The sequence below is a fragment of the uncultured Algibacter sp. genome (assembly GCF_947495925.1).
GTDB lineage: Bacteria > Bacteroidota > Bacteroidia > Flavobacteriales > Flavobacteriaceae > Algibacter_E.
Genome location: NZ_CANMAU010000005.1, coordinates 271,093 through 284,249, shown reverse-complemented (window position 1 = coordinate 284,249; position 13,157 = coordinate 271,093). Strand labels below are relative to the sequence as shown.

Genomic DNA, 13,157 nt, shown 5'->3' with positions numbered 1-13,157 from the left:
ATATGGAAGCAATTATTACTGTTGTTGGCTTTTTAGGAGCTGGAAAAACAACATTATTAAAGTATTTGGTAAAAAATTTTACAGATAAAGGCTGGAACCCGTTTGTTATTCTTAATGATTATGAAAATGCTTATTTAGATGCGCAACAATTTACAGAACAAATGAATTTGCAATGTGTCAAAGCACTCAGTGGAAACTGTATATGTTGTAGTGGTATTGTAGAACTAAGAAATATTGTAAATAGAGTTCCAGAACGGGAAAACGGCATCACACTCATTGAAGCTAATGGCACTTCAGACGCTTGTTCTCTTATGGAATTTCTTGGAGTTGGTATTAATGAACGATTCCTGCCGCCCATTCAAATATCTGTAGTTGATGTTAAAAACTGGCAAAAACATGGAGAACATAATGAACTCGAATCTAATCAAATTCAAGTATCTTCATTATTGGTTTTAACTCATTTAGATGAAGTATTATTAAAACGAAAAACTACTGTTATAGAAGAATTGAAAGAGCTTAACCCAATGGCGAAAATTGTTACGTTGAATGATTTAGATATAGCTTTACTTCCAGAATTACTACCATCTAAAAATGATTTTCAAAAATTTGGTCATTTAAAAGCACATTGGGCATCCTGTTCAGTTGATTTACCTAATCTGCCTGACACCGATTGTATTCATAAAATTTGTTCTGAATTACCAAAAAGTATACTTCGAGTGAAAGGTTGTACTAAAATTGGACAAGATGAAGATTACACATATTTTGAGCGTAAACCAGATGGAGAAGTTCATATTAGACCATTTAATGGCATACCTATAACTGGTTCTAAATTACTAACAATTGGTCCAGGAAGTGAGCCTACATTAATTAAAAGAGTGATTAATTCTTGCGGGCTTAATTTTGGTTAAGCAGTAAAATCAACTTTTTTTTTAGAACTACTTTAAAACCATTTATGTCATACTTAAAGGTGTTTTTTATTAATTATTGCGGCTTCACTAGTTCGTGATAATGAAATAATTACTGTAATCTTTAATTTAACTGATCAGAATGGTATAAACACAAACCTTTATAAGAAGATTTTTTTATCTTTTATTATAATTCTATGATAATTGTCACATTTGAAATATTATTGTAGAATTAAATTTGCTCTTAAGTTGAAGGAACTGATAAAATGCTTACTTTTAAAATAAATAAAACCAATTGATCTTGATAAACCATCATTCTTACAGTGTTTTGATTTTTTTTGATGTGAGTTCAATCGTTTCAAAGTTGAATACTTTTTTTAATAAAACGGAAAAATAATCATCTTGATGAACAAAAAGAAAGTATTACCACCAAAAACATCTAGATGGCGTCCTACGGCAGTCTTTTTTATAGCCGTTATTATAGGATTAGGTTTATTTATGGCCAGAGAATCTAGGGTGTTATCCTATATGTCTGATGATCCTACGGCCTGTGTTAATTGTCATGTTATGACACCAGTTTATAATAGCTGGATGCACAGTTCTCATCGTGAATGGGCAAACTGCAATGATTGTCATGTGCCACATGATAATATCTTTAATAAGTATTATTTTAAAGCCAAAGACGGCTTATATCATGCTTCAGTTTTTACTTTAAGAGCAGAGCCAGATGTTATTGAAATGAAAGAAGCTTCGCAAGAAGTGGTTCAACAAAACTGTATTCGCTGTCACGTACAGCAGGTAACTCAGTCCAAATATAAAGGTTGGATAAAGGACCATGAAAACAATAGAACAGGGCGTCAATGTTGGAGTTGTCATAAACTTATTCCGCACGGTAAAGTTCATGGGTTATCCACAATAAAATTTAATGTAGCACCTATTCCAACAGATCCAGAAGATGAGCTTGTAATCCCTTCTTGGTTGGAAGAACAATTAAAAAAATAATAAACGATTAACAGAGATGAAAAACAAAGTATTATTTATCGTAACCATTATTGTCGTATTTCTACTGGGGCTTTTAGCTTCTAGTATTGTCGATAGAAAATCAGAGGCTAAATATAAGTATGTACCCAAGGTTGATATCGGTGAAAATGAACCCAGAAATGAAGTTTGGGGAGATAATTTTCCTTTAGAATATCAATCTTACATGCAGACTTTAGATACTTCATTTGCGTCTATGCAAGGCGGTTCTGCTATGAGGGATGTTCTTGAAGAGGATCCAAGATTAGTTATTTTGTTTGCTGGATATGGTTTTTCAAAAGATTACAATCAAGGAAGAGGGCATGCGTATGCTATTGATGATATTCATAATACTTTAAGAACAGGAGGCCCGAAAGGGAAGGGAGATGGTCCAATGCCAGCAACTTGTTGGACATGTAAAAGCCCTGATGTACCTCGTTTGATGAATGAAATTGGTGTAAAAGAATTCTATAGCGGTAAATGGTCAGATAAGGGTGAAGAAATTGTTAACCCAATAGGCTGTGCTGACTGTCATGACCCGAAATCTATGAAGCTTCGAATTACTAGACCTGCTTTGGTTGAAGCTTTTGATGCTATGGGAAAAGATATTAATCAGGCCACGCATAACGAAATGCGCTCATTGGTTTGTGCTCAATGCCACGTTGAGTATTATTTCAATAAAAATTTACCAGGAAAAGAGGGTACACCATATTTAGTTTTTCCATGGAAAGATGGAATGACGGTAGAAGACATGGAAAACTATTATGATAACCTTGAATTTAAGGATTGGACGCATAAAATTAGTAAAGCTCCTATGCTAAAAGCACAACATCCAGGTTACGAAACGTTTACCACAGGGGTACATGCCGACAGAGGTGTGTCTTGTGCAGACTGCCATATGCCTTACAAAAGTGAAGGTGGGCAAAAATTTACCGATCACCATATTCAGTCCCCTCTAAATAATACATCTAATGCATGTCAAGTTTGTCATCGTGAAGAATCTAGTAAGTTAATTGCTAATGTTTATGATAGACAACAAAAGGCTACTGAGAATAGATTAAAATTAGAGGACTTGCTTGTAAAAGCGCATTTAGAAGCTAAAGCTTGTTGGGACTTAGGTGCTACTGAAGAACAGATGAAACCTATTTTAACCGACATTCGTCACGGACAATGGCGTTGGGATTATTCGGCGGCGGCACACGGAGCATCTTTTCATTCACCTGTCGAAACAGCTCGTGTGATTGGTAGTGGTCTGGTAATTGCTCAAGAAGCTCGTGTTAAATTGGCAAGATTATTAGCTGAATTAGGGCATAATAAACCATTAGATATGCCTGATATATCTACTAAAGCAAAAGCACAAGAGTTTATTGGTTTAGATATGGAAAAGTTAGAAGCTGATAAAGCGGAGTTTAAGAAAAATGTATTGCCTAAATGGCTGGAAGAAGCTAAGGCTCGAGAAGATAAAATGCCTATAAATACAGTTTCGGCTGCAAACTAATTATTACTGTATACTTATAATGCTTAATAAAGGTACCTTGTTGTAATGATAGGGTATCTTTTTACTTTTAATGCAAATTCTTTATAATGAATAAGTTGTTTAAAATATTATCATCATCATCCTTAGCAGTTTTACTTCTGCTTGTTTTTGGTGTAGCCATGGCAGTAGCCACATTTATAGAAAATGATTTTGGAACAGCAACAGCATGGAAATTAATTTATGATGCTTGGTGGTTCGAAATGGTAATGCTGGGTTTAGGTATTTGCTTTATCATGAATATATATAAGTACAAGCTATGGCGACTTGAGAAATGGGCTTTATTGACTTTTCATTTAGCTTTTATTATTGTTTTATTAGGGGCTGGAATTACCAGATATGCATCTTACGGTGGTATTATGAGAATTAGGGAAGGGGCTTCTTCAAATTTAATAATATCAGATCATAATTATTTACATGTGCATTTATCAGATGGACGCGCAACTAAAACAATTAGAAAAAAAATTGAATTTTCAACTTTAAGCAATAATTATTTTGAGCTTAATGACGACTTAAATGGAAAAACAATACACATTAAATTTGATGATTTTATAGCTGATGCCATTCCTGTGATTAAAGATGATGTTGAAAATGGAAAGACCATGATACAAATGGTAGTATCTGCAGGTAATGGTAGAGAGACTGTTTTTTTAGAAAGGGGAGAAGTTGAAGCTATTGGTGCACACCGCCATAAAGTAGGATTCGATGTTCAAGAGGAAGGCGTAATTAATATAATGGAGAATGATGGGGTATTTAGTATTCTATCTCCTCGTAATCTGAGCACCTTTGTTATGGCAACCGAAACAGCTGGAACTATAAAGAAAGATAGTATTCATAATATTCAATTACGAACTTTATACAGAGATGGCGATGCTTCTTTTGTACCAACATCTTATCATCCAAATGCCAAAATAGTATTAGTTAGTGAGTCTGAAAAGCCCAAGGATAATGATGAACAAAAAGATGATGCCCTAATTGTAAATGTTAGTGTTAATAATCAATCTGAAAATACAAGGATATTATATCGTGAGGGCTTCTTACCTACGAAGCATGATGTTACTCTGGACAATGTAAAGGTCTCGCTGTCTTATGGAGCAGAGCCTATAATTACGCCATTTTCAATTCAATTAGACGATTTTCAACTAGAGCGTTACCCGGGTTCTACAAGTCCTTCAGCCTACGCTAGCGAGGTGAAAGTAATTGATGGACAAGAAGAAATACCGCATCGTATTTTTATGAATAACGTTTTAGATTATAAAGGGTATCGATTTTTTCAGGCTAGTTATGATACGGATGAATTGGGAACTGTTTTGGCAGTTAATCATGATGTCCTAGGAACTAACGTGACTTATTTAGGCTATTTTTTGATGATGATAGGTATGTTTTTTACACTTTTTGGTAAGAGCTCACGGTTTACTTTAGTAAATCAGAATTTGAAAAAACTAAAACGTAAAACAACTTCGTCAATTGTTTTATTACTTTTATTTACTTCGACAGCCTTTGGTCAAACTAAAGCTCCCGAAATTTCCATTAATACTATTAGTAAATTAGAAGTGGATGAGCAACATGCTGAAATGTTTGGTAGACTTATGGTTCAAGATTTAGATGGAAGAATAAAACCGATGAATACTTTGGCATCTGAGTTTTTAAGAAAGCTATCAAGGAAACCATATTTCAAATTTACTGAAGATAAAAAGCATATCAAGTTTAGTGCTAATCAAGCTTTTTTAGCCATGCAGTCAGCATCGAATATTTGGCAATATATTCCCCTAATTAAAGTAGACTTAAAAAAAGGAGGAACTTTATTTAAGGAATTAGATGTTAGTGAAGATGGTTTGGTTTCGTTCACAGGGTTACTTGATGATAGTGGTCAATATATATTGACTAAAGCTGCCGAAGAAGCTAATAAAAAGAAACCAGCTGAACGCAGTGAGCTTGATAAGGAAGTGTTAAAGGTAGATGAGCGTTTTAATATATTGTACAATGTTTTTTCAGGAAATTATTTAAAAATTTTTCCAAATAGCAATGATGAAAATAATAAGTGGCATTCGCAAACGCATCACTTTAATGATTTTCCAGAAGAAGATGCAAAGTTTGCTCAAAACATTATACCATCATATTTCAACGATGTTAACTCAAAAAAATGGGTTTCGGCTAGCGAAAAGCTAGAATATATTAAAACATTTCAAGATGTTTTGGGTAAGGAAGTTATACCAAGCAGAAAACGAATTGAAGCTGAGTTATGGTATAATCAGCTTAATTTAAACTTTTGGTTATTTCAAGTCTTCTTTACAATTGGAGCTATACTTCTTGTAATAGCAATTATGAGGATTTTTACTGCGCAGAAGTGGTTAGAGGTATTTTGGAATGTTTTAATAGTATTTACTCTAATTTGTTTTTTAATGTTTACTGGTAATATTATTTTAAGATGGTACGTCGCTCAACATGCCCCATGGAGTAACGGTTATGAAATGTTAGTGTTTGTTTCCTGGGTTTTATTATTATGTGGGTTGCTAACGTTTAGAAAATCAGATTTTGCATTACCTCTTTCCACATTATTTGCAGGAGCTTTATTATTTGTTAGCTATTTAGATTGGTTGAGTCCTGAAATTACGAACTTAATGCCGGTTTTAAAATCGTTTTGGCTAAAAGTACATGTAGCAACTATTGTTAGTAGCTATGCACCGTTGGCTTTATCGGCAATTTTAGGTTTTATGGCACTACTATTAATGATTTTTAAAACAAAAAAGTCTAAAAAAGAAATTGATATTAGAATTAAGGAATTAACCTATATTAACGAAATATCAATGACTATAGGTTTATTTGTTTTATCCGTAGGTACCTTTTTGGGAGGTATTTGGGCCAACGAATCTTGGGGGCGTTATTGGGCTTGGGATCCTAAAGAAACCTGGGCACTCATTAGTATTATTGTATATGCCATAGTATTACATTTAAGACTTATACCAGGACTAAAGGGAGTATATGTGCTTAATATGGTTAGTGTTTTTGCTTTTGGATCTATTATTATGACTTCTTTTGGTGTGAATTACTATCTGTCGGGTTTGCATAGTTATGCCGCAGGTGACCCATTACCTATTCCTACGTTTATTTATGTGCTAATCATAATTGTTATTTTGGTATCAGTTTTGGCCTATTATCGAAAAACTAGATTTGACTTAAAGTAAAGCGGAATATGATAAGTAAATTAATAGTAGTATAATGCTATGTGTTGATTTTCAGACTAGTAATGACGTTTTAATACTTTATTGTAATTTTTAATCATATGAATAATCTTTCAAATCACTATCTTTTAGTAAAAAAATCGACAAAACGCTTGTTTTATTCGTTTAATTACATAAATTTGTGAATTGAATCCCTAAATCTTAGACATGAAATCAAAGATATTTTTATTAAGCTTTAGTCTCTTTTTGTTGACTGGCGTAGGTTTTGCACAAAAAAAAGGTAAAGGTCCTAAAAGTATTATTAGTGATAAAGTAACTATTAGTAAATATCACAATAAGGAAGAACTAGAACGTCTACAGAAGGGAGATTTAATTAAATTGTATGAAGAGAGAAATCAAGTATTAGCATGCACGTTACCATATATTGCTTTTGCAACAAAGCCTGGTGTAACCATGACTGCATTAGGAATTCCTGATAATAATGATAATACCAAAGCACTAGATGATCAATTTGAAAATACAGATGATTATCTAGAAAATACGTTGGAGTTTCAAAGGAAATTTTTACCCTATGGAGATACAAAGAATCTTATCGCTGCTATATTGTTTTATGAAGAAATAATGAAATCATTACATCAGTATAACGAATTTCGTTAATTAGAACAAATTCAATAGTACTGTTATAAATGAATGCCAAATTATGTAAACTTTTTAAGTTAACATTGTTTGGCATTTTTTATGATTTTAATTAACCTTAATACAGCTCAATTAAAGTATAAATGCATTTAAAAGTTAGCATGCTATCATAAGAACGCACTTATTAAATCGAGTATTTATGCATTTCATCGATAAAATTATGTTCATATTTTATTAAAAAATGCATTTTATCGAAATAATTGGTATTTCATAGATTTATTTTACTAAATTTGATTATTAATTAATTTTTAAAAAATCGTATATAGGTTTTAACATTAAAATGTTTTTATTATGAAAAGTTTTACCCAAATCGCTTTCATATTTCTTTTTGCTATTACAAGTGCTTTTGCTCAACAGGAAAAGGGAATAATCGGAACTAACAATTGGTTGTCTAACTGGACTGAATTTCAGCCTGGTACTGAAGATTATGACGAACCCACACAAATTTTAACTGGAAATATAACAGAAGATCTTAAACTTGTTAAAAGACATGTTTATTTATTGGTTGGAAGTGTATTTGTTACTAACAACGCAGTTTTAACAATTGAACCTGGAACGGTTATAATTGGTGATTATCAATCTAAAGGGGCTTTGACCATTTCTAAAGGATCTGGTATTGTCGCTAATGGAACTGAAACTGATCCTATTGTATTTACCTCAAATAGAAGTGTTAAACGAGCTGGTGATTGGGGAGGTGTAATGATACTTGGAGATGCACCTACAAATAAATTCGGAAACGGATCTGTGGCTTCCTTTCACAATCAACTTGACCCTTCTAACTATGTTCATACTAATTATGGAGGTACAGATTTAAATAGTAACTCTGGATTAATGAAGTATGTTAGAATTGAATATGCAGGTAAGCGTATTCAAGGAGGTGAGCATTTTAATGGTTTATTACTTGCAGGAGTAGGACGAGAAACTATTATTGAAAATATAATGGTTAGTTATGCAGCGGGTAATTCATTTGAAGTATGGGGGGGAAATGTTAACCTTAATAGAATTGTTTCATACAAAGCAAACTACAACGATTTTAAATTTAACTATGGTTCGCAAACAGAATTGACGAATTCTTTGGCATTAAGATCTCCATATATTTCCAATAGTAGTGGAGCGAGATGCTTAAAGATTGCATCATATGATAAGAAAGAGGATGTTGATTTTTCTAAAAAATTCACTTCAGTTACTGCTACTAACTTAACATTTTTAAATACTAGTAGTAATATTAAAGAAGATATTAAAATGGGCTTAGTAAGAGAAGCTGTGTATGTTGGAGAAAATGCATCACTAGATATGACAAAAAGTGTTATTTCTGGATTTAACCCAGCCGTTCTGTTTGAAGATAAAATAGCTGTAAATCAAGAAAATTTAGACAAAATTAAATTTTCTAATATGTACTTCAATAATTGTAATGGAAACATTTTTGTTGAAAATAATTCTAATAATGAAGATTTAGAAAACTGGTACGGAAACCATGCGTTTTTCAATGTTTATTCTAAAAGTCATAATTCTGAAACCTTTATTAATATAGCTGGTAACTCCAAAAGACCTGATTATAGGTTGAGAATTAATAAGATTATTGCTTCGAATGAGGTTGATTCAGATCTAAAAGATAACTAGAATTCAAAAGGTTGTTTTAATAATTAATAAAATAGAAAATTTAGGACAATTTTAAAATATGTGCTAATTAAATAAAGTATGTATTTAATTAGCACACCTTCATTTAATAAGAACGATTACAGTAATTATTAAGTGTTTTTTGAGCAATGGAAAAACAAGGTTTGATGAGAGTGTTTTCAAAAATAAATATCGTAGTTTTCTTGATCTTGTGTTTTGTGCATTTATCTTACGGACAGATAGGTAAGCCAAATATCCAGTTCAGCCAAGCGTGCGCAAATCCTGATTTCAAATCTTTCGAGGTAAGGTTTTCATTTTCGGAAGGCTCGTTGATGTCAACCAATCAATTTATTATTGAATTATCGGATGATAATTTTACTAATTCAGAAATTATTTACACTTCAGTTGCTGGAAGTGTAACTACATCACCAGCCACAATTAGATTTGATCTTCCTGAAACAGTTTATGGCGAGTCTTACAAAATCAGAATAAGAGGTACAGCTCCAGCAGCTACAAGTACAGGATCAGATACCTTTCCCGCATATTACAAATTACAGGATACCCCTTTTTCTATAAATAATTTAGTTTCAACAGCATCCTATTGTTCTGGAGGGAGTTATTTGTTAACCATAGATAATCCTGGAGGGCCAACTAATGATTCGCCTTTGCAATACCCATCCTTAACCTATAGATGGTTTATAGAAACTAGCCCGACTACATCAGAATTTGTGGCAGACGGTTCCAGTTTAGCGGTAAGTGCACCTGGAACTTATTTTGTAGAAACCAATTATGGTACATGTACTTCAAATTCACATTCAAATCGAGTTACTGTTTCAGAGCTAGACTCAGGAACAGGTACTAGTAGTATTATATCAAGTCTTGGAAATCCTTATTGCATTAATGATGGACCAACAACATTAAGTACTACAAATGGTAATGGGTATCAATGGTTTTTAAATGGAGTGGAAATTGCTGGTGCCACGAATCAAACCTATGACGCCAATGAGACAGGTGAATATTCTGTAGTAATCGACTTAGGAAGTTGTACAACAAGCGCAAAAATTGATTTAAATACAAGTGGTTTTGAAAGTAGTATTGATGCTATGGATGAAAATATTCTTGATGATGGAGAAACTTTATTTGTTACGGTAACCACTACAGCAAATAGTCCTGAGTTTACATGGTTTATAAATGATATTGTTATTCCTGGAGCTGTAAATGATAGCTATGAAGTCACTGAAACAGGGGATTATAAAGTTGTAGTAGCTCAAACAATAGGGTGTTTATCATCGGATGAATTTATTTTTAAAGTAAGTACACCCTTTCCAGATGTTGAAAATATTCCAAATATTATTAGTCCTAATGGAGATGGCATTAATGATACCTGGGTCATACCCAAGGCTTATGTTAACAAATCAGATACCGAAGTGCTCATAATTAGTGCACAAGGTAAGACCGAGCTTAGAACAAATAACTATCAAAATAACTGGCCTGAAAGAGACCTTGATTTTATGAGTGTTAATCCTCTTTTTTACTATGTTATTACCACGGCAAATGGAGAAACTAAAAAAGGAACTATAACGGTAGTGAAGTAGTATGATAAAGTACCTCCTAAATATCGCATTTATTGTTTGCTTATCATTTAATGGTTATTCTCAGGATGATGGAGTGGTTGCTCTTGATTTACCTGTAAGAAACTCATTGAGGTTTAATCAGCACATGATAAATCCAACTTTTAGTTTTGTTAGAGAACAAAACAAATACATAAGCTTTACGAACAAGCTCGAATGGACACAATTCGAGAACGCTCCACAATCTTACTTATTTGGATACGCAGGAAGGTTCGAAGAAAATATTGGGGCAGGAGTAACTCTTTTTCAACAAAACTACGGTGTCCTTACTACTTTTGGAGGAGTGGCTAACTTTGCATATAACATTGTTCTTAATAGGGAAAGTAACTTAACCTTTGGTATGAATTTAGGAATTTATAACAGCGGTTTAAATCAAGGTAAGGTGATTACAAATTTTCCTGACCCATCTTTAGACAATATTCCATCAAACCTAGTAATTACTATTAATCCTGGAATAAACTACGGAATTGGATTTCTAGATTTTGGACTTTCTATTAATAATTTAGTATCATATAATTTCACAAATTCACAAATGATTGAGGATAACCCAGAACAAGGTATCCAGATACATGGTATGTATACAGGGTATTTCAATAGTCGTGGTTTTTTTGATGAAAGTAAATTTTCAGCATTGATTCGATCTGAATTTAAAAATGATCAAACGGTTATTTCTGGACTTATGATGGTTACTGTGCCTAAAGGAATTTGGGGGCAAGTAGGCTATAATACTTTATATGGTGCATCAGCGGGGTTAGGCTTAAATATAAGCTCTCAAATAGCTATAGAGTATAACTACGAAAAAGCTTTGGGTGATTTATCTACTTTAGGTCATTCACATGATATTACTTTAGCTTATAGGTTTAAAAATAATAGTAGATACGATTATAATGGCGATGATGATGAGAAAGCTCTTTTAATACCAGAAAAGAAAAAAAGCAATTTAGCAAAACGGAATAGATCTTCGAAACCTGACCCAAGGAAGACGGCTCCAAAAACTAGTGACAATAGTGCAGAATTGGCTGTAGCCGCGCTTTTAGCTAAACAGAATAAGGAGCAGGAGGAAAAAGATAAAGCTTTAGCTTTGGCAGAATCCGAACGTTTAAAAGCAAAACAGGAAGCTAAACTCAAGGAAGAAGAGGATAAGGCATTGGCATTAGTCGAAGAACAACGCTTGAGAGCAGAGCAAGAGACTCAGGCACTTGCCCTAGCAGAAACAGAGCGTTTAAGGGCAGAAGAGGAAGCTAAACTCAAGGAAGAAGAGGATAAGGCATTGGCATTAGCCGAAGAACAACGCTTGAAAGCAGAGCAAGAAGCTCAGGCACTTGCCTTAGCAGAAACAGAGCGTTTAAAAACAGAACAGGAAGCTAAACTCAAGGAAGAAGAAGATAAGGCATTAGCACAAGCCGAAGCACAACGTTTAAAAGCGGAACAAGATGCGTTGGTAATTGCCGAGGCAGAACGTTTGAAGGCAGAACAAGACGCGCAAGCTTTGTTAGAAGAACAAGAAGAAGTTGATGAAGGTGTTGTTCCTACAGATGAAGCTACAGTATTAATGAATGATATTACCAGAGAAACTGTTGAATCAAACAAAGAACAACAAGAATTGTTAACAAGATTAACTGAAAAAGTTAGTTTGAAACAGAAAGATCTTGACGATTTAATTATAGAAAATGATTTAAGCGAACAAGGGATTGTTAGTGCTCCTAAAGCTTTTAGAAGCGTAAGTGCAGAAAATAGAGAACTAGAAGAGTTAACTTCAAATATAGATAAGGTTATTAAATCTCAAAATGACAATATTAGAAGGCTTGATGAAGTATACAAAAAAAGGCTTAAGGATGTACCTAATGAACAAGACCCTACAAATAGGTTTTATAAGCAAAAAATTAAAGATTTAAAATCTGAACAGTTAAAAGCTATTCAATTACGACAAAAATCTCTTATAAAAATTGAACAACTAAAAGAAGATATTAAAATAGAAAAGAAGCGTAGAATAAAACGAGCTCTATATGATAATGAGGATGATAGATATAGTAAAGATAGATCTGATCTTAATAGAATTAAGCAGAATACTGTTTTAAACTCTAGAACTTACAGTGCCGACGATTTTGATTTTGGTAGGACCTTAAGTACAATTCAAATTATTAAGGATGTAAGAAATGTTGAAAGTGGTTACTACTTAGTTGTGGCAGTGCATTCAGATATAAATAAGAGAGATGAGTTTATAAGAAAAGCTATTGAAGCAGGAGAATCTAATATCGATTTCTTCTACGACGTAAATTCAAGTAACTATTATATTTATTACGAAAAGCATAATAATATTAGTGACGCCCAAAATACGATGTCTTCTAAAGGCAGTAAGCCTTATAATGGAAACATGTCTATGGTAAAGATTGAAAATTAATCATCTGCTAAGGATTAAATATAAATTTTAGCCATAACTTATACTGCTAGTGTAATAGCCTTTTAATCTTAAAAGGCTATTTTTTTTAGTCATTTTAAAAAGTTCGAAAAGAAATGAATAGATACTCCTTATTTTTTTGCACAAATTGTAGTATTAATACTTCTTTTTGCGTTT

General features: G+C 32.9%; 8 protein-coding genes. All 8 read left to right on the top strand.

Translation table 11 applies throughout. The annotated features are described in order from the left end of the window. Nucleotides 1–2 precede the first annotated feature (2 nt). Nucleotides 3–908, top strand: a complete 906-nt coding sequence (locus tag Q0857_RS12235; RefSeq protein WP_298535656.1) for a GTP-binding protein — start codon at nt 3–5, stop codon at nt 906–908. A 402-nt stretch (nt 909–1,310) separates the two neighbouring features. Continuing rightward, nucleotides 1,311–1,907: a cytochrome c nitrite reductase small subunit gene (nrfH, locus tag Q0857_RS12230; protein ID WP_298535654.1), complete on the top strand. Its 597-nt coding sequence runs from the start codon at nt 1,311–1,313 to the stop codon at nt 1,905–1,907. A 16-nt stretch (nt 1,908–1,923) separates the two neighbouring features. Further along, nucleotides 1,924–3,420 carry an ammonia-forming cytochrome c nitrite reductase gene (gene nrfA, locus Q0857_RS12225; RefSeq protein ID WP_298535653.1) on the top strand — a complete coding sequence of 499 codons (1,497 nt, stop codon included), beginning with the start codon at nt 1,924–1,926 and terminating at the stop codon, nt 3,418–3,420. A gap of 86 nt (nt 3,421–3,506) precedes the next feature. Next, complete coding sequence (ccsA, locus tag Q0857_RS12220; protein WP_298535650.1) at nt 3,507–6,641, top strand: cytochrome c biogenesis protein; 3,135 nt, start codon at nt 3,507–3,509, stop codon at nt 6,639–6,641. Nucleotides 6,642–6,845: 204 nt separating this feature from the next. Beyond that, on the top strand, nt 6,846–7,295 hold the full coding sequence (locus Q0857_RS12215) for a hypothetical protein (RefSeq protein WP_298535648.1): 450 nt from the start codon (nt 6,846–6,848) through the stop codon (nt 7,293–7,295). 330 nt (nt 7,296–7,625) lie between these two features. Then, nucleotides 7,626–8,954 (top strand): hypothetical protein, encoded by a 1,329-nt coding sequence (locus tag Q0857_RS12210; protein WP_298535646.1) that lies wholly within the window; start codon nt 7,626–7,628, stop codon nt 8,952–8,954. Nucleotides 8,955–9,283: 329 nt separating this feature from the next. Further along, entirely contained in the window at nt 9,284–10,546 is a 1,263-nt protein-coding gene (locus Q0857_RS12205; protein ID WP_298535644.1) for a gliding motility-associated C-terminal domain-containing protein, read from the top strand. A gap of 1 nt (nt 10,547) precedes the next feature. Beyond that, the gene (locus Q0857_RS12200; RefSeq protein WP_298535642.1) at nt 10,548–12,983 is read left to right on the top strand and encodes a PorP/SprF family type IX secretion system membrane protein; all 2,436 of its coding nucleotides are present in this window, start codon (nt 10,548–10,550) and stop codon (nt 12,981–12,983) included. Nucleotides 12,984–13,157: the final 174 nt, after the last annotated feature.